Below are 18,509 nucleotides of genomic sequence, written 5' to 3' on the forward strand. Positions count from 1 at the left end.
CTTACAGGGCAGCTTCGATCTTCTTGGCTGCTTCCGGCGAAACCCACTTCGTCCAGACGTCCTTGTTTTCCTTCAGGAAGTGCTTGGCGCCGTCTTCGCCGCTTGCCTGATTGTCGGTCATCCAGGCCATCAGCTTGTTGACGGTTTCGTTGCTCCAGGAGCGCTTGGCGAGATAGTCCATGACGTCGGGGCCGGCCTTTTCGGAAAAGGGCTTGGCCGTGAGGGTCACGATCTTGTCGATCGGCCATGCATTCGGCTTCGGATCCGGGCAATCCGCAACCGTGTTGCAGCGCTTCCACTCCGCGGCGTCGGCCGGAACGCCTGCTTCCAATTTCACCATGGGATATTTGCCGAGCAAAGCGGTTGGCGCCCAATAGTAGCCTACCCATGCCTTCTTGCTTTCATAAGCCTTGGCAATGGAGCCATCGAGACCGGCTGCCGATCCCGTGTCTACCAGCGTAAAGCCGGCTTTTTCCGCGCCGAAGGCTTTATAGAGCTGCGAGGTGACGACAGTGCCGCCCCAGCCCTGCGGGCCGTTGAAGATGGCGCCCTTTGACGGATCTTCGGGATCCGGGAAGAGCTCCGGATGCTTCAGGAGGTCAGGAATGGTCTTGATATCAGGATGGGCGTCCGCAAGGTACTTCGGGATCCACCAGCCCTGGTTGCCGCCATCCGGCAACGGGGAGCCAACCGCAACGATCTTGCCCTCTTCCGTTCCCTTTTTCACAACGTCTGGAAGCAGGTCGACCCATGCTTCCGGCGCAATGTCCGGCTGACCTTTTTCCGCCATGGAGGTGATTGTCGGGACCGTGTCGCCGACAGTGATTTCAGCCTGGCAGCCGTAACCTTCGTTCAGGATGATCTTGTCGAGATTGGAAAGGACCTCGGCGCTCTGCCAGTTCATGCTGGCGATGGTGACGCTGCCGCATTCGGCGGCGCTGGCAAAGGAGGTTCCTGCGAGCAGGCCAAACATCAAGCATGTGGAGGCAAGTAATGTTTTCATTCTCGTTCCCTTTATTGTGCGGCCTTCAGAACTGAGTGGGGCGCCGCAGAACACCCACCCACCGGTTGTCAGGAAGCGTCTCCCATACTTACCGATTTCTTGAATGCGGCTGATAGCCCGTTCGCGACGGAAGCGTCGAAGCCTGCGGCACGCATGCCTTCAATGGCCGCCGCGGTGGTGCCGCGGTAGTCGAGAAAGGCCTTAACAATGTCGTCGGGACAGTCCTCTCGGTGCTCGATCAGGCGCCCGGCACCCGCCAGCACCGTCGTAACCGCCCGCTGGGCGATCTCTTCGGAGAGCCCATAGGCAATCGCGTCACGCATCATCGCGGATGCCAGCAAGGCGGGAAATGCTGGTCCGGACCCGGAAAGCCCGGTGAGGTAATCGATATCCGTCTCGCTTGTCACCTCATCCTGCGACCCGCATGCGTCGAAGATGGTTCGAACGATAGCGCGATCCTTTTCGTTGACCGCGCTTGCGGCGATCCAGGGCGTGTAGGATTTGCCGACTTCTGCGCCGGCGTTGGGGAGGGAGCGGATCACGCGGCCCGTATTGTGCCGGTCGGACAGAGCACCTAGGCGGATCCCCGCCATAACGGAGATAACGAGTTTGCCTCGGGCGTCGACGGCCAGGCCATTCCAGTCTGCCGGCCGGACGGAGAGAATGATCACATCCGATCGGTCGGCAAGTGCCTGATTGTCGGTCGTCCAGACAGCATTTGCAAAACGTTGCGGCTGCTCCTTGCGATAGGACAGCGAGAGCCTGTGCGGCTTGATCAAGCCGGCATCAAGGAGTGCACCGGCAATGGCTCCACCGAGCCAGCCGCCGCCACCGACAATGCCAATTCTCAAGGAGCCGTCCATATCCGCGCTCCTCCTAGTCAGGCTTGTAGCCGTGCCGGGAAAAGAAGCGATCGAGCTCCCTTTGCTGCGGCTCCTGACCAGTGAAAATCGCGATATATTCGTGGATCCGCTTCATGCGGACGGCGAGGTCCTCCTGCGTCTGCATGGAGATATAGCCGATCTGCACCAGATAGGTCGTCCGCGCCCTCACATCCGCATTGATCTCGGAGTTGCCGAAGCGGATGAACATGCGCTTCAGGGCTTCGAGGCGCGTCTGATCGGCCTCTCGAACCTGTTCAAGGATTTCGTCGGATTGCAGTGCCCAGCTGCGAACCGCAAATTCGAACTTTGAGTCGAACAGCTCGTTGTTGAGCCAGCAATCGAAGACGTTGAGCATCGCCTCGGCCAGCGATTCCGCATAAGCCTCCGTCTGCCTGACAATGCCGCCGGTATTCTTGTCGCGCCATCGCGTAACGAGCGCGGCTAACAGTTCCTCGCGATCCTTGAAGAACCAGTAGAAGCTCGTCCGTGACAGATTGAGCCTTTTCGCGAGCGGGAGAATCTTCACCGAATCCACGCCGGAATCGAGCAGGGAGAGATAGGCGGCCTCGAGCCACCCTTCCTGCGATCCTCGCCAACCGGTGTCATTCAAAGTCTGATCCATAGGTTACCTCCTAACAAATTGCAGGGCGTCGCACAATGTAAATGTACATAAGTGTCCACAAGAGCGACTTGTCTGTTTTCATTGTTGACACATGTGTACATTGCACTTAGCGTCGATGCCGACGTTTTAAATCCGGAGCACGACCCATGTCGAACGACCCCCTCCTTCTGCCCTACAAACTCAAGCATCTGACCCTGCGGAACCGTATTATCGTGACCTCCCACGAGCCGGCCTATCCGGAGGACGGCATGCCGAAGGGGCGCTATCGCGCGTATACTGTCGAGCGGGCAAAGGGCGGCGTGGCGCTGACGATGACGGCGGGATCGGCCGCGGTTTCGCGCGACAGCCCACCTGTTTTCAACAACCTGCTTGCCTACAAGGACGAGATCGTTCCCTGGGTCAGGGAAATGACGGATGCCGTGCACGAACAGGGTGCCGCGATCATGATCCAGCTCACGCATCTTGGCCGGCGCACGCGCTGGGACAAGGGCGACTGGCTCCCCGTTCTGGCGCCCTCCCATCATCGCGAGGCAGCTCATCGCGCCTTTCCGAAGAAATTGGAGGATTGGGACATCGAGCGCATCATCAAGGACTTTGCCGATGCGGCGGAGCGGATGAAGGCGGGCGGCATGGACGGTGTGGAACTGGAAGCCTATGGCCACCTGATCGATCAGTTCATGTCTCCGGTCACCAACGAGCTTGAGGGTCCTTACGGCGGCTCGCTTGAAAACCGTATGCGCTTCTGTCTCGACGTATTCGCGGCGATGCGAAAACGGGTAGGGGACGATTTCATTCTCGGCGTTCGCTACACCGCCGACGAATGTCTTCCCGGCGGAACGGACAAGGCCGAAGGAATCGAAATCTCGAAGCGCCTGAAGGAAAGCGGCCTGATCGACTACCTGAACGTCATTCGCGGCCATATCGATACCGACCCAGGCCTGACCGACGTCATTCCGATCCAGGGCATGGCCAGCGCTCCGCACCTCGATTTTGCCGGTGAAATCCGTGCGGCGACGAATTTCCCGACTTTCCATGCCGCCAAGATCCAGGATGTGGCAACGGCCCGCCACGCCATCGCCGCAGGCAAGGTCGACATGGTCGGCATGACCCGCGCCCATATGACGGACCCGCATATCATCCGAAAGATCATGGAGAAGCGCGAAGACGATATTCGCCCCTGCGTCGGCGCCAACTACTGTCTCGACCGCATCTACCAGGGCGGACTGGCGTTTTGTATCCATAATGCGGCGACGGGCCGCGAAGAAACCATGCCGCATGTCGTTGCCAAGGCCGATGTTCGGAAGAAGGTTGTGATCGTCGGTGCCGGTCCGGCCGGTCTGGAGGCCGCTCGTGTTGCCGCCGAGCGCGGCCATGTGGTCGTCGTGTTCGAGGCTGCCAACAATGCGGGCGGGCAGATCCGGCTGACGGCGCAGAGCGAGCGCCGCCGAGAAATGATCAGCATCATCGAGTGGCGTATGAGCCAGTGCGAGAAGCATGGCGTCGTCTTTCGCTTCAACACTTGGGCGGACGCCGAAACCATCGCGGCTGAAAATCCCGATGTCGTCATCGTCGCCACCGGCGGCCTGCCGCATACCGAGGTACTGTCGAAGGGCAACGAATTCGTCGTTTCCTCCTGGGACATCATCTCGGGCGACGTCAAGCCGGGCAGCAATGTCCTGGTCTTCGACGACGCCGGCGATCATGCCGGCCTTCAGGCCGCGGAGTTCCTCGCCAAGGCCGGCGCCAAGGTCGAGATCATGACGCCGGACCGCTCCTTTGCTCCGGAAGTCATGGCAATGAACCTTGTGCCGTACATGCGTTCCCTGCAGAAGCAGGATGTGACCTTCACCGTCACCTACCGGCTGGACGCGGTGGAGAAGAGCGGCAACCAGCTGGTGGCCCATGTCGGCAGCGATTACGGCGGGGTTTCCAAGCAACGAAGCTTCGACCAGATCGTCATCAATCACGGGACCATCCCGCTGGATGAGCTCTATTTCGAGCTGAAGCCGCTGTCGAGCAACCTCGGCGAAATCTCGCATGAGGAGCTTCTGAACGGTCAACCTCAGTCCGTGGTTCGGAATGACGATGGAAAGTTCCAGCTGTTCCGCATCGGCGATGCTGTCGCCGCGCGAAACACCCACGCGGCCATCTACGACGGCCTGCGTATCGCAAAAGACATCTGATGGTGCGGGTGGGCCGGTTCGTCGATCCACGTTTCTGGAGGCAACGACATGATCGAACGTAGCGAGGACATGCAATTTTTCATGGATGCGGTATCTGCGGCGTTCGACCAATTCGCCAAGGCACCGGAGGCCCGCCGTTCCATCCGCCAGATCTTTACGCTGCTCGAGCACTCAGGCCCCGGACGGGGTGGGCCTGGGTGCCGTCTTCCTGTCTGCAAGAACCTTGACGAGGCGCTTTCCATCGATACGTCAGAGCCCTTGCTTCAACGGTTGGTCGAAGGTTTCAAGGGGATCGAGCCGAACCTTGAATGGCGCCTGCGGACCAGGTGTGACGGCACGGAGAGTGCAAATTTTGCCGATGGCCATGCCAATGCAATGATTATCGGTCCCGGCGGACTGGAGGAACGAAGCGACCTGTGGATTGGCGTCACCTTGATGATGCCCCATGTGCGTTATCCGGACCATGATCACGCGCCCGAGGAAGTCTACCTCGTCCTGTCCAAGGGAGAGTTTCGGCAAGGGGAGGGGGACTGGTTTTCTCCCGGCATCGGCGGGTCGTTTTACAATGAGCCCGGAATCAAACACGCCATGAGATCGGTCGAGACACCGTTCCTCGCCTTCTGGGCGCTGTTGGCCGGGGAGTTGGACTGATTGGCTAGAACCCTGTTTGCGTCGGCTACCCACGATAGCGGAGGATGTCGACGAGCAGGGTGAGGGCGGGTGAAGAGTGCCTTCGGCTCGGATAGTAGAGGTGATAGCCGGGGAAGTAGGGGCACCAGTCCTCAAGAACCCGGATAAGCCGCCCCTCGGCAACGTAGGGGAGCACCTGATCTTCCGGCATGTAGGCCACCCCCAGCCCGTCCAGAGCCGAATGCAGTCTCATGCCGAGATTGTTGAACACGAGCTGCCCTTCGCCTCGCACCTTCACCTCTCGTCCATCCTTCTCGAGACCCCAGGGAAAGAGCCCGCCATAGGTCGGAAGCCGCATATTGATGCAGCTATGCGCGGTCAGGTCCTGCGGCGTTTGCGGGGCAGGTCGCTTCTCGAAATAGGCCGGTGATCCGACGACTGCCATCCGCATCTCAGGGCCAATACGCACCGCGATCATGTCCTTTGCCACCTGCTCGCCCATGCGGACGCCGGCATCAAAGCCCTCGGCGACAATGTCGGTCAGGCCGTAGTCGACGATGATCTCGACGTTGATGTCGGGATAGTTCGGCAGGAAGCGCTTGAGAGCGGGTTGAAGCACGGAGATGGCCGGGTGCTCGCCAGCAGTGATGCGTATCGTGCCGGCTGGCTTCTCGCGCAACGCACTTAACGCCGCCAGTTCGGCTTCTATTTCCTCGAACCTCGGCGCGACGGTTTGCAGCAGGCGTTCACCGGCGTCGGTTGGAGCCACGCTGCGCGTTGTGCGGGTGAGCAGGCGGAACCCAAGCCGTTCCTCCAGGGCTCGGATCGTCTGGCTCAGGGCGGATTGGGAGATCCCTAACTTTGCTGCCGCCTTTGTGAAGCTGCGCTCCTTCGCGACGGTGGCGAAAGCAGCGAGGTCGTTGAAGTTTTCATGCGGCATTGATTAGCCCATCTTATAGGAACATGCAGATTATAACATCTAATCGCATGGCGCCAGACACGTTAAATTCAGGCCAATCCGCAAAATGACGAAATAGATGGTGTTGCGGAGCAAGGTGCTCAGGACATGGAAATCGAAAGAAGCGGCGCGCAATTGTTCGCTGAAGGCTCTGGCGAGGGTTCGACGCCCGCCGTTGATATCGCTTCCTCTCTAACGGACGGAAGACGCCCAGCCACGGCCGCGCCCAAACAATCCTCCATCCCTGTCAACCAGACGGCGATTCTGGCGATCATTCTCGTAAGTTACGTCATGATCGTGCTCGATACGTCGATTGTGATTACCGGCCTTCCAAAAATTCATCAGGAACTCGGTTTTTCGGATGCAAGCCTGTCGTGGGTATCGAACGCCTACACGCTGACATTTGGCGGTTTCCTTTTGCTAGGCGCACGCGCCGGTGACATTCTCGGCCGTCGGCGCATGTTCGTAACCGGCCTTGTCGTGTTCGCGCTCGCTTCCGTTACGATCGGCCTGGCGCCATCGCCCTCCTGGCTGATTGCCGCCCGTGCGGTTCAGGGTATCGGTTCTGCCATTCTGGCGCCGTCGACGCTCGCTTTGCTTCAGACCAACTTTCCCGCCGGGCCGAAGCGGACACGCGCGGTTGCCTATTACGCCTCAGCCGCAGGTGTATCCGCCAGCATAGGGCTCGTCGTGGGTGGCATCCTGGCCGACTGGCTTTCCTGGCGTGTCGGGTTTTTCATCAACCTGCCGATTGGGCTCGCCTTGATCCTGGCAGCCCGGCGATATGTTGCCGAGACCGAGCTGCGGTCGGGCAAGTTCGACATTGCCGGCGCGCTGACATCGACCATTGGCATGAGTGCGCTTGTTTTTGGCATTGTCCGGTCGGCGACTGATGGCTGGACTGACACCCTGACCATCCAGGTGCTTGCAGTCGGCGCCGGATCACTTGCGATCTTCGTGTTGACGGAATGGCGGGCAAAGCAGCCGATCATGCCGCTGCGGCTCTTCGCCAGTCGCGAACGCTCCGGCGCTTATGCCGTGCGTTTTCTCTTTCTCGGCGCGAATATGGGGTTCTTCTTCTTTTCGACCCAGTTCATGCAAGGGGTGAGTAAGTTCGGTCCCGCGCTGACGGGCGTCGCGTTCCTCCCGGCAATGATCGTCAACTTCGTGACCGCCATGACCGCTCCCAGGCTGATCCAACGGATCGGAAACGCGCGCGCACTCGCAATCAGCATCGCCATCGGCCTGTGCGGTATGTTCTGGCTTGCCCAAGTCACCGTCGACACGACTTATATCGGTGGCCTCGTCGTCCCGATGCTGTTGATCGGCATGGGTCAGGGTGGGGCTCTAGGCCCACTCACAGCTCTCGGCATAGCCGGCGTCGCGGTCGAAGACGCAGGTGCTGCCTCCGGTCTCGTCAACGTTGCCCATCAGATCGGCAGTTCCCTCGGCCTCGGTGTGCTGGTTGCCGCCTCGGCTTTAGATTCAGGCGCGCTTAGCGGTTCTGAGCTGCTCACGCACAGAGTTGAAAACGCGATGACTGCTGCTGCGGCAATGCTCGTCCTTGCTTTGTTGCTCGTGGTCACGCTGATCATGCGACCCCGGACAAGCCCGGTAACCGCCCTGGAAGCGGAGATCATCCCGGCCGTCACTCAGGAATAACCGTCCCGCTCGTCCAACTGACACCTTCAGACATCAAGGAGAACGACAATGAAAAAGAAACAGATCGGTAATCTAGACGTTTCAGCGCTCGGCCTTGGCTGCATGAGCATGAGCGCTCTCTATGGACCACCGGCCGACAGGGCCGAAATGATCAAGCTTATCCGGGCCGCCCATGATCGCGGGGTGACGCTCTTCGATACGGCCGAATCCTATGGTCCCTTCATCAATGAGGAGCTCCTTGGTGAAGCGCTCGCGCCGATCCGCGACAAGGTGGTTATCGCCACCAAATTCGGCTTCGATGTCGACCTGAAAACCGGCGAGCGCCGCGGGGGCACGAACAGTCGACCGGAGCATATCAAGGCTGCTGTCGATGCCTGCCTCAAGCGCCTGCGGACCGATCGTATCGATCTCCTGTACCAGCATCGTGTCGACCCGGAAGTGCCGATCGAGGATGTGGCTGGCGCCGTCAAGGATCTGATTTCCGAGGGCAAGATCAAGCATTTCGGTCTTTCCGAAGCAGGTGTTCAGACGATCCGCCGTGCCCATGCCGTCCAGCCCATCACGGCGGTCCAGAGCGAGTATTCGCTGTTCTGGCGGGGGCCTGAGGTAGAGCTTTTGCCGGTGCTTGAGGAGCTCGGCATCGGCTTCGTGCCATTCAGCCCGCTGGGCGCCGGCTTCCTGACCGGCAAGATTGACGAGAACACGAAGTTCGATCCGAGCGATTTCCGCAACAATGTGCCCCGCTTCTCACCCGAGGCCCGCAAGGCGAACTTCGCTCTGGTCGATCTCATCAAGGCCGTCGGTGAGCGCAAGGGGGCAACGCCGGCTCAGGTCGCGCTCGCCTGGCTGCTCGCCCAAAAGCCCTGGATTGTGCCGATCCCCGGCACCACCAAGCTGCATCGCCTTGAGGAGAACCTTGGAGCGGTCGATCTCGAACTGAGCGCGGACGATCTCGCCGAAATCAACACGGCGGTGTCGAAGATCGAAGTTCAGGGCGAGCGTCTTCCCGAGGCCGCGCTGAAGATGACTGGGCGGTAAAGGCTGGCAAATGGGCACCTCCGGTCTGCACTTTGCCTGCATGGCCCTGTCGATGTTGCTTGCGTCAGCTTCCGTGGAAGCTGGCGCAAGCGACCGAGCGCAATCCGATGGAGACGCTACGATGCGTCTGGAGCGTCACTCAAACGAAAGAGTATCCGCGCATTTGCGCCCTGACAGCCGGATAGCCGACATGCTGGGCAATCCGGCATTGGCGGGCTTCGGTCGATTACTGTTGCCGTGGGATGGTCGTGCCTATGACGAGACGATGCGCCTCAGCAATATCGGCTCGCTTCTGCCCTATCACAGTCATGTGGATCCGGTGAATGTCGTCGCCGCGCTCAATCGCATGATTGATGACGTGAACAAGGGCGAAACGGTATTCTACGGTTTTTACACTGAGGCGCAGAAACGGGAAGATCCGAGCAAAGAGAACGCCGGCTTGTTTTTCTTTCGCGGCAAACCAGGGGCACCCTTCGCTGTTGTCTCTCCCGGCGGTGGGTATGCCTATGTTGGTTCGGTTCACGAGGGCTTTCCCTATGCCCAGGAGATCAGCAGCCGTGGATACAATGCCTTTGTCCTGAGATATCGGGCCGGATATGGCGGCCGGGTCGCAACCGAAGATCTTGCGGCGGCCATCTCCTACATCTTCAGGAACGCCGGTGCTTTCGGTGTCAACACCAGGGACTACTCCCTGTGGGGCAGTTCGGCCGGGGCAAGGATGGCGGCGGCGATCGGCTCGCATGGCGTCGCGGCCTTCGGTGGCGACGATCTTCCCAGGCCATCAGCGGTCGTGACGGCTTACACCGGCCATTCGGACCATTCGTCAACGGAGCCTCCCACTTTTGTTGTGGTTGGCGAGCAAGACGGAATTGCACCTCCATCCCTCATGGAAAGGCGCATTGCGGCCCTGCGCCAAGCCGGCACCGAGGTCGAATATCATAAATACAAGGGTCTTGGTCATGGCTTCGGACCAGGCATCGGCACCAGCGCCGAAGGATGGATCGTGGCTGCCATCCGGTTCTGGGAACGTCACATGAAAAATAGCAATCAGCCATAACGAGGAAACGCCATGAGTAAGTCGCAGATCAAAATTCTGGTTGTCGGCGCGACCGGAAGCATTGGCCGATACGTCGTCGAGGAAGCCTTGCGCGAGGGACACGGCGTCCGCGCTCTGGTGCGCAGTCGCGGAAAGCTTTCTTTTCCGTCGGAGGCGGAGGTTGTCGTCGGCGACCTGACGCAGCCTCAGACGCTCCTGGCCGCCGTGGATGGTGTCGACGCGATCGTGTTCACCCATGGCTCACACGGCGGTGCATCCGCAGCCGAAGCCATCGATTATGGTGGGGTTCGCAACATTCTGGCCGCATTGGGAGACCGACGGGTCCGTATTGCGTTGATGACCTCCATCGGCGTGACCGATCGTAGAGGGGCGCATGATTGGAAACGGCGCGCCGAGCGGTTGGTTCGCGCAAGCGGCTTGCCCTACACGATCGTGCGTCCCGGCTGGTTCGACTACAACGACGCCAACCAACTCCGGCTCGTGTTGCTGCAGGGGGATAAGCGGCAATCCGGCACCCCGCGCGACGGCGTGATTGCACGGCGCCAGCTCGCGGAGGTACTGGTCCGCAGCCTCACATCGGAACAGGCGCTACGCAAGACATTCGAGCTCGTTGCCGAGACCGGCCCGGCATCGGATGATTTCGATCGGCTCTTTAATGCGGTGGACGCGGACGAAGTCGGCGCCCTCGATGCAGTGCATGACGTCGCCAACATGCCACTCGCTCAAGAGCCAACGCTGGTCGCCGAGGTCCTGGATAACGCCAGGGCGCGTTCGTTCCTTCAATGAGACAGGTGGCGGATCCTGCTCGCAACCGGCTGCTCACGCCACCTAATACAATCGACCTCTCTAATTTTTCATCGAACAATGCCAGGAGAAAATCGTGCAACACGACAGTTTAGAACAACGAATCCAGACACTCGAAGACAAGGCAGCCCTCAAGGCTCTCGTCGACGCATTCTCGAACCTTGCAGATCAGAAGGACTTGGCCACTCAGGCTCTGTTGTTCACCGAAGACGCGGTCGTCGACACGTATTTCGAAGGACAGCTTTTTGCGTCGCTCAAAGGACGCAAGGAAATCGAGGATACTTTTTCGGGCTTCATGGCCAACTTCGAGACCTCCTATCACATAAATGGACAACATACCGCCGAACTGGATGGAGACCGCGCGACGGCGGTTCATTACTGCCTCGTTGTCCTCGTCAATACGGTGGACGGCAAAAGGACCAGACATACCAATGGCGTGTATTACAACGACGAGTATGTCCGTCAGGGCAGCCAATGGCTGATCTCAAAACGGACGTCATATTTTACGTGGCGCGATCAGCAGGTGATGGGTCAGTCTTAGGCCACAACTGCCGAGTTGATCAGGTCTCTTCAAGTGAACATGGGTGCGATTCGCACCCATGTTCGTGCTTCTGAAAATGATTGGTCGATGGATTGATTAGCTCAGCTTCTAGAGCCTATCAGACTTAGCTGTCTAATCAAAAAGTGACATTACGTTTAGCGTTGGGGTCGTCTTGATTTGATAGAAGGACCCGACTTTGAGCGCCTGGAAGTATCTATTCGCACCCTTATTGGTGTCAGCCGGCATCCTGATATCGCCTGTGGCAATGGCTCAACAGGCGAGCAAGCCCGAGCCTCTGGTCATTCAGGAGCAGGGCAGCTTTGCGGTCGGGGGGAGTGTTGCAACGGCGCCCGGCACTTTCGATCCGAGAAAGCCGCTCGAGCCTGCGGGACAGACCTATCACGGCGATCACCTCTACGCCTTTTATCAGGTTCCCGTTAATCCGCGGAAGTTTCCGATCGTCATGTGGCATGGTGCCGGCCAGTTCTCCAAGACATGGGAGACAACGGCCGATGGTCGCGAGGGCTTCCAGACCATCTTTCTGCGCCGGCATTTTTCCACCTATCTGATTGACCAGCCGCGTCGGGGCGACGCAGGCCGCAGCATGGTCGAGACGACAATCAAGCCGACGCCGGACGAGCAGCTCTGGTTCAACCAGTTCCGCGTCGGCCTCTGGCCGAATTATTTTGAGGGCGTCCAGTTCGACCGCAGCCCGGAAACGCTCAACCAGTTCTTCCGGTCGATGACGCCCAATACCGGGCCGTTCGACATGAACGTGACGTCCGACGGTGTCTCAGCGCTCTTCAACCGGATCGGTCCCGGCATTCTCTTTACCCATTCGCAAGGCGGCGGCCCCGGCTGGCTCGCGGCCATCAAGAACCAGAACGTCAAGGCGATCGTCTCGTTCGAGCCCGGCAGCAGCTTCGTTTTCCCCGAGGGCGAGGTGCCCGCTCCGATCCCGAGCGCTTTTGATACCGTTCAAGGCGCGACGGTCCCGATGGAGCAGTTCATGGCGCTGACGCGGATCCCGATCCTCGTCTTCTACGGCGACAATATTCCCGACCATCCGGTGGATCTGCCGGCGCAGGATAGCTGGCGTGCTCGACTTCAGATGGCCCGGCTATGGCGGGATGCGGTCAACAAGCATGGCGGCGATGTGACCGTCGTGCACCTGCCGGAGATCGGCATCAGGGGCAATACGCACTTTCCCTTTTCGGACCTGAACAACGTCGAGATCGCGGATCAGGTGTCGAAGTTCCTCGACGAGAAGAACCTCGACTGACCCCGAGTTGGTGTCTGCGTTTTTGCGCTGGGACAAAGGAATTCGAATGAAGGCAATTGTGCTGACTATCTTCTCGCTATCCCTCCTTGTTTCGGCGGCTTTGGGCGAGCCCGAGCGGGCGGTCGTCGTGACACGCGTCGGCTCGCAACCCTCCACCTCGGGACCCGCCGACAATTTCACCGGCTCCGTGCGTGTCGATTCCCGGTTTCAGAGAGAGGCACCGGCGCGGATTGGCGGCGGGATCGTGACGTTCGAGCCGGGTGCGCGCAGCGCCTGGCACTCGCACCCGCTTGGCCAGACGTTGATCGTCACGGCTGGGGTCGGCCTAGTCCAACATTGGGGTGATCCCATCCAGGAAATCAGACCCGGCGACGTCGTCTGGATTCCGCCGGGTGCTAAGCATTGGCATGGCGCCACCGCCATCACCGGCATGACCCATATCGCGATTGCTGAAGCGCTGGATGGCAAATCTGTGGACTGGATGGAGCAGGTTTCGGACGAGCAATACCGCCGCTAGGCATGATCGGTACATTTTCCAATTTATTTCATAAGCTTGACCGAGGTTCCTCATGAAGATGTTTATAAGCCGCTTTCTTATGACCGCCATGATCGCCGGCGTTGTTTTGCTTGTCGGATGGCAGGCGGACGCGGAAACCAATCGCGTGAAATTCCCCGAAAACCTCGACCAGCTGGTGCACTATACGACCGTCCGGCGCGGCAATGTGACCGAGCACATCATGACCACACCCGAGGCGATGGAAGCCGTCAAAAAGGGACAGCCGATCCCGAGCGGCACCTATTTCGTGCTCGTCGACCATCGGGATGGCAAGCTCTACCGATATTTCGTCATGGAAAAGGGCAGTGGCTGGGGCGCCGACTATGACGAGCGCCGCCGCACCGGCGACTGGCAATTCCAGTGGTTCTGGCCCGACAAGACGATCAACATGAGCGAGAATACCGCCCGCTGCCAATCCTGCCATCAAGGGCAAGCGGACAGCGATTACCTTTATACCGGTTATCGCATTCCAAGATTCAACGGCACGCCGGTCGAATAGGTTGAGGGCCAATGCCTTGAGCTCCGTATTTCTCCTACGGCTGGCGTTCGATTTCATCGCCGCTGGTCTGCTGCTGATCGGCCTTTCCTATTGGTGGCTCGGCAACACCGTCCATGAGATCGTCGGCACAGCCATGTTTCTGCTGGTGATCGTGCACAACGTCTTCAACAGGCGCTGGTACGGCACGATCTCCAGAGGAGGGCGCGAGGCGAGGGGCCTGATCAATATCGTGATCACCGCGCTGCTGCTCGTCGCCATGCTGGTGCTGCTGGTGACCAGCGTGCTGATCTCCAACATCTTGTCAGGCATCATGTCACCCTATGGCGGCTTCACGGTTCGTCAGATTCATACGCTTGCCGCTTACTGGGCTCTGGTCATCGTTGCAGTCCATCTGGGCCTGCGTTGGCCGATGATCATGGGCGTGGCACGCAATCTGTTCGGCATCTCCAAACCGAGCGCGGCGCGAAGCCTTGTGCTTCGGGCGATCGCCATTGTCGTCGCCATTCATGGAGTCTGGAGTTCGTTCGCGCTGGGCCTCGGCACCAAGCTCGCAATGCAGGTGACATTGGACTGGTGGAATTTCGAGGAGTCCGTGGCGGGCTTCTTCATCCATTGCATCGCGATCGTAGGCCTCTACATAGTCCTGACCTACTATGCGATGAAGTGGCTGCGGATGAGAAAGCGCTGATCGGTCATCGCCGATTGGCCACTCCTTGCAAGGGGGACAATCTCAAAGCTTGTTAATTGTCACGCAAGCACTTGCTCGGCCTTGTCTGTCGCCACTATGATATCGTCCCATCGAGCATGTGTTGGATCGAGACTGCCGTGGTCGTCGTATAGAGAAAGCTATCGGTATGTTTCCGAAAGATCGACTTCGTTGGACCAACGAGCTCAACACCATCATTGCGCATCTTTGACCGATGGCTGAACTTGCTATCTATTTCGGATTATTCATGGCAGCCTTTGCTGCAGCCACCATTCTGCCGATGCAGTCCGAGGCTGCCTTGGTCGGCTTGCTCCTGACGGGAGAATATGCGGCTCCGGTGCTGGTGGCGGTTGCCAGCGTCGGCAATGTCCTCGGCTCACTGCTCAACTGGATATTTGGTCGCGGCATGGAACGCTTCCGCTCGCGGCGATGGTTTCCTGTTGGCGAACAGGCGATGGACCGGGCGCAGACATGGTATCGACGCTATGGACGATGGTCGCTGCTGGCAAGTTGGCTGCCGATCGTTGGTGATCCGATCACGGTTGCCGCCGGTGTCCTGCGCGAGCCGCTGCCGACATTTTTGTTGCTGGTGACCGTCGCGAAGGTTGGACGATATGTTGTGCTCGCTGCGGTGACCACGAGCCTGGTTTAGTGTTCTGGGAATATGGTCTGGTCGCGGTAACGCGGCATATCGGATATGGGTTTTGGTTCCATAATAAACCTTATGTAACTTGGTACATTCTATTTCCAACCCCTCCCTTGAAAACGGCCATGCCACACTTGGCAGAGATTCTCCCGCGACAAGTGTTTTTGCGAAACACTCGACCGTCTTTTGTGTTAAGTGCGCTCAATAGCAACAGCGATGGAGATTTTTCGCGCCAATGATTGAACTAACACCGTCACAGATCGCAGGACTGAAACTTGCGCAGCAAGGAGACCTTTATCCGCAGTCGGCGAAGAAGTGGACGCACCAGAACGCTACCGTGACCTACGCAAAAACCGACCGTTGGAAAGAACGGCCGCAGAAAATCAAATTCATAAGCGATAAGACATTGGAAGAATTGCGGGAGCCCGGCTTTCTTGAACGTCTCCACGTCGACGATGATGCTGGAAAGGACGCTTACGCCATAACCATGGCTGGCAAGATCTGGCTTCTGAAGAACAAGTAGAGCGAAGAACGCATCCGCCGATCTGCGTCTTTAATGGTCTCCGAGGCATTCCCGTAATTTCGGGTCATCCCACGGAAGGGTTCCCACGGAGCTGAACTTGCGCCCGGACGCCGAACCGCGTGGAACAATAACCGTTATTTTTGGTCGAACAGATCGCCGCAGGCCTCGCAAGCGAAGTAGATTTCATGCTTGCTGCATTGAACATGGCCTGTGGCACCTGCCCGTATCTTCCAGTCACACAGTTCCCCACGCCATCTTAACGTTCCTTCCAGGTAACAGGGCGCAAGGTCATAATCGTCGTGCAGGATTTTGGCGTCGATCTGTTTTGCGCGTTTGAAGAACTCCTGGGCCTTCGCGGCGGTTAAGGCAACATCGGACTTGCGGCACCGATTGGGTGCTTCGGAATGAAAGGCGGCGATCTTCAGGTCAGTGATCTGTCGGTCCCGCGCCAAGGCGGAACTGCCAAGCAAGGTCGCTGCGATCAGGATGATAATTCGACTATATATTTCCATACTCCCCGATTATTCCATCCGATTTCAGCGATGTATCTAGGCCATTCACCTGGCCTTGGCCATCCGGCGTGAACGCTTTGACATCGCACGAGGAGGCTGTGTTGCTCGACGTTTGCCTTTGGATAGTACGGCCGGTGGTTGAAATTGCCGACGCATTCACGTTACACATCGGACGCGCGGCGGCCCGGATTCGTTCCAAGGAATGATCTACCTGACAATCGTGGTCCGCCATACATGTTGAGGAGCCACGCATGCAGACAATCACAAGCTCGCCTCCCCTGCCGCTGGATGGTCCCGAATGGGCTCGGCTCCGCCAGCAGGAAGAACTGCGAAAGGCGATGCTTGAGCGGCGCTTCGACGAGGTCGAACGCATCATGGTGGCGCTCGAAGCGGCGTGGTGGCAGCCTGCTGATTTGCCCGATGACCGCTACACGTTCCTCGCAACCAGCTCCGCCCTATTCGACAATGCCAGCGTCGACGCTGCCCTCAGGCTTGAATTGCTGAATGCCTGGAGCCAAGCCTATCCAGGCTCGTATCATGCAAGGCAAATCCTCGGTCACTATTATTTTCGGCGGGCCTGCGACATCCGAACGGCGGCCTGGGCGTCCGAAGTCGGCGAGGACCAATGGGTCGCCGCCCACATGGCCTGCGTAGCCGCGGCCGAACATCTGCTGAAGGCGATGGCGCTCTCGCAGCGACCGGCGCTTGCCGCTGAAACCATGATGCAGATCAGCCAGTATCTCGGCCAGCCGGACTTCGTCGATGCGCTGTTTCGTGGCTTGCCCGCTGAAAAAACCATGCAGCGCGAGGAGTTTGAACCGCACCTTTATGAGGCGGCATGTGCCCAGCTCGCCAGACATGGATTGGAGTCGCCCGGCATGGTAACGGCGACCCTTCCCTCCTCTCTTCCGCCTATCAAAGAGGAGGATGTCGAGAACTCCGGCTTTTACTGGCTGCGATACTGCCTTTCTCTGAGACCGCGATGGCCAGATATCCTGGTTGATTACGCACAGTATCTGAGCCCCAGATGGGGTGGCCGCGATGGAGAGGTCGAAAAATTCGCGACAGGTCCCTTGTGCTCTTCGCTGAGCGAACAGGAACGCAATTCCGTCCGCTGGTCGGGAATTCAGGATGCATTGACGCTCCCGGAATATCCGCAACCGGGCGACGCGCGCGAGATCGCGGCCAGACAGAAGATTTTCAAAAACTGGCTGGCCCGGGATCTCTCCGATCGCCTGCGTTTCATTTCTCTCGGCAAGTATGCCAATTTTACCAATTACTCGCTCGCCGACGGGGAACTGGCGCATCAGCGCCATGTCGAATCCATCCGCTATTGCAAGCCGCCGGGAACCTATCCGGCCATTGACGGCCCGTTTCGGGACTTTACCAATGTGATGCTGATCAAGCATTTCGAGGATCATGAGGGCGCCTATGCCAGCGTCCTGCAAACCGCCGTTCGGCGGTTTGACGAACCAACGATGCTGACTGTCGCAGCATTTGCGTGGCAGTTCGGCATGTGGGGGATCAAGGCCGATCCGGCGGTTGCCACGCGGTTGATAGACCGGGTAGCTCAGCTTGAGCCGCTCTATGAGCCGGATGAATTTACGCCGATGCATGCCTGCCGGATGATGTGGGACGGAGGGTTTCAGAAGGAGGCGACCTATCTTACCCGCGCCTTTGCCGAGCGACGCGTCTACTCCGCCGCCGCGAGCATGTACGACATCACAAGAGGGATCCGGCCCGATACCGATCCGGAGTTGCTTGACGGCGAGGAAGCCGATCACTGGCTTGAACTGGCCGTCGAGGACGGTGAAGCCGTTGCTCTCCACAATTATGCTTGGCGCCTTGAAAACGTTGACGATATTGATTTGACGGTCCGGGAAAATTTCGAACGCGTCCGCAATCTTTATGTCGGCGCGATGAATGGCGGCGTGGAAGTGGCAATGATCAGGGTTGCGAGTGTCGACCGGCGGCATGGAACTGCGGAGGAAAAAGAGCAGGCCGTCGCCTATATGAAATCCCTTGTCGCTCACGATGACGATCACATTGCCGGAGAGGCGTATGGCCAGGTCGTCCTGGCATATAAATACGGCGACGGTGTCCCCAAGAGCGAATTTGTCGCCATGCAGTGGTTCGACCGTTACAAGGAGCTTTTCCCCGACCATTCGACATTGGAGTGGATGGAAACGCAGGTCTATGGAGCGACGGGAATGCAAATGGCCGGGCGGGCGTTGAAGGCGTTCTTCCTCGGTAAGAAATTGTCTAGCGAGCATCTTCCGCCGAAATAAGCGTCACCATGGCCACTCCCCTACCGTCACCGCGTGAAGGCAGATGGCGAGCCCTGGTTTGGCTCGCCTCCGGTGATGCGTTTTTGCTTGTCAGCGGATCCGTGCTGGTCCTGTC

Annotated in this window: 19 protein-coding genes; 14 read left to right on the forward strand and 5 right to left on the reverse strand. The window is 58.8% G+C overall.

What is annotated here, in order from left to right; genetic code table 11:
* Position 1 precedes the first annotated feature (1 nt).
* From AC1RO0_RS10080 to AC1RO0_RS10090, 3 genes are all read right to left on the reverse strand, one after another.
* The gene (locus AC1RO0_RS10080; RefSeq protein WP_498592752.1) at positions 2–1,003 is read right to left on the reverse strand and encodes an ABC transporter substrate-binding protein; all 1,002 of its coding nucleotides are present in this window, start codon (positions 1,001–1,003) and stop codon (positions 2–4) included.
* Positions 1,004–1,071: 68 nt separating this feature from the next.
* Positions 1,072–1,866 carry a pyrroline-5-carboxylate reductase family protein gene (locus tag AC1RO0_RS10085; RefSeq protein ID WP_498592753.1) on the reverse strand — a complete coding sequence of 265 codons (795 nt, stop codon included), beginning with the start codon at positions 1,864–1,866 and terminating at the stop codon, positions 1,072–1,074.
* Positions 1,867–1,879: 13 nt separating this feature from the next.
* Positions 1,880–2,509, reverse strand: coding sequence for a TetR/AcrR family transcriptional regulator (locus tag AC1RO0_RS10090; RefSeq protein WP_498592754.1), 630 nt, complete (start codon positions 2,507–2,509; stop codon positions 1,880–1,882).
* A 146-nt stretch (positions 2,510–2,655) separates the two neighbouring features.
* Between AC1RO0_RS10090 and AC1RO0_RS10095 the strand changes: the two genes are divergently transcribed.
* Both AC1RO0_RS10095 and AC1RO0_RS10100 read left to right on the forward strand, forming a co-directional pair.
* The gene (locus tag AC1RO0_RS10095) at positions 2,656–4,692 is read left to right on the forward strand and encodes an oxidoreductase (protein ID WP_498592755.1); all 2,037 of its coding nucleotides are present in this window, start codon (positions 2,656–2,658) and stop codon (positions 4,690–4,692) included.
* Positions 4,693–4,740: 48 nt separating this feature from the next.
* On the forward strand, positions 4,741–5,343 hold the full coding sequence (locus AC1RO0_RS10100) for a dimethylsulfoniopropionate lyase (protein WP_498592756.1): 603 nt from the start codon (positions 4,741–4,743) through the stop codon (positions 5,341–5,343).
* A 25-nt stretch (positions 5,344–5,368) separates the two neighbouring features.
* Here the strand turns inward: AC1RO0_RS10100 and AC1RO0_RS10105 are convergent, their stop codons facing one another.
* Positions 5,369–6,262, reverse strand: coding sequence for a LysR family transcriptional regulator (locus AC1RO0_RS10105; protein ID WP_498592757.1), 894 nt, complete (start codon positions 6,260–6,262; stop codon positions 5,369–5,371).
* A 126-nt stretch (positions 6,263–6,388) separates the two neighbouring features.
* Between AC1RO0_RS10105 and AC1RO0_RS10110 the strand changes: the two genes are divergently transcribed.
* The 11 genes from AC1RO0_RS10110 to AC1RO0_RS10160 all read left to right on the forward strand — a co-directional run bounded on the left by AC1RO0_RS10110 (position 6,389) and on the right by AC1RO0_RS10160 (position 15,594).
* Positions 6,389–7,942: an MFS transporter gene (locus tag AC1RO0_RS10110; RefSeq protein ID WP_498592758.1), complete on the forward strand. Its 1,554-nt coding sequence runs from the start codon at positions 6,389–6,391 to the stop codon at positions 7,940–7,942.
* Positions 7,943–7,990: 48 nt separating this feature from the next.
* Positions 7,991–8,980, forward strand: coding sequence for an aldo/keto reductase (locus tag AC1RO0_RS10115; protein WP_498592759.1), 990 nt, complete (start codon positions 7,991–7,993; stop codon positions 8,978–8,980).
* 121 nt (positions 8,981–9,101) lie between these two features.
* On the forward strand, positions 9,102–10,037 hold the full coding sequence (locus AC1RO0_RS10120) for an alpha/beta hydrolase (protein ID WP_498592760.1): 936 nt from the start codon (positions 9,102–9,104) through the stop codon (positions 10,035–10,037).
* Positions 10,038–10,049: 12 nt separating this feature from the next.
* Complete coding sequence (locus AC1RO0_RS10125; protein ID WP_498592761.1) at positions 10,050–10,823, forward strand: SDR family oxidoreductase; 774 nt, start codon at positions 10,050–10,052, stop codon at positions 10,821–10,823.
* A 94-nt stretch (positions 10,824–10,917) separates the two neighbouring features.
* Complete coding sequence (locus AC1RO0_RS10130; protein WP_498592762.1) at positions 10,918–11,382, forward strand: nuclear transport factor 2 family protein; 465 nt, start codon at positions 10,918–10,920, stop codon at positions 11,380–11,382.
* Between the two features lie 265 nt (positions 11,383–11,647).
* A complete protein-coding gene (locus AC1RO0_RS10135; protein WP_498593363.1) occupies positions 11,648–12,664 on the forward strand; it encodes an alpha/beta hydrolase in 1,017 nt (338 codons plus the stop codon).
* Between the two features lie 46 nt (positions 12,665–12,710).
* The gene (locus AC1RO0_RS10140; RefSeq protein WP_498592763.1) at positions 12,711–13,181 is read left to right on the forward strand and encodes a (R)-mandelonitrile lyase; all 471 of its coding nucleotides are present in this window, start codon (positions 12,711–12,713) and stop codon (positions 13,179–13,181) included.
* A gap of 52 nt (positions 13,182–13,233) precedes the next feature.
* Positions 13,234–13,719, forward strand: coding sequence for a cytochrome P460 family protein (locus AC1RO0_RS10145; RefSeq protein WP_498592764.1), 486 nt, complete (start codon positions 13,234–13,236; stop codon positions 13,717–13,719).
* A gap of 16 nt (positions 13,720–13,735) precedes the next feature.
* Positions 13,736–14,407 carry a DUF4405 domain-containing protein gene (locus AC1RO0_RS10150; RefSeq protein ID WP_498592765.1) on the forward strand — a complete coding sequence of 224 codons (672 nt, stop codon included), beginning with the start codon at positions 13,736–13,738 and terminating at the stop codon, positions 14,405–14,407.
* Between the two features lie 232 nt (positions 14,408–14,639).
* Positions 14,640–15,077 carry a YqaA family protein gene (locus tag AC1RO0_RS10155; protein WP_498592766.1) on the forward strand — a complete coding sequence of 146 codons (438 nt, stop codon included), beginning with the start codon at positions 14,640–14,642 and terminating at the stop codon, positions 15,075–15,077.
* A 229-nt stretch (positions 15,078–15,306) separates the two neighbouring features.
* On the forward strand, positions 15,307–15,594 hold the full coding sequence (locus AC1RO0_RS10160; protein WP_007698176.1) for a hypothetical protein: 288 nt from the start codon (positions 15,307–15,309) through the stop codon (positions 15,592–15,594).
* A gap of 134 nt (positions 15,595–15,728) precedes the next feature.
* Here AC1RO0_RS10160 and AC1RO0_RS10165 read toward each other — a convergent pair whose 3' ends face one another.
* Positions 15,729–16,106 (reverse strand): hypothetical protein, encoded by a 378-nt coding sequence (locus AC1RO0_RS10165; RefSeq protein WP_498592767.1) that lies wholly within the window; start codon positions 16,104–16,106, stop codon positions 15,729–15,731.
* Positions 16,107–16,357: 251 nt separating this feature from the next.
* Between AC1RO0_RS10165 and AC1RO0_RS10170 the strand changes: the two genes are divergently transcribed.
* Positions 16,358–18,394: a DUF4034 domain-containing protein gene (locus AC1RO0_RS10170; RefSeq protein ID WP_498592768.1), complete on the forward strand. Its 2,037-nt coding sequence runs from the start codon at positions 16,358–16,360 to the stop codon at positions 18,392–18,394.
* Positions 18,395–18,509 lie beyond the last annotated feature (115 nt).

This window comes from Rhizobium sp. GW821-FHT14E12 (assembly GCF_058803745.1).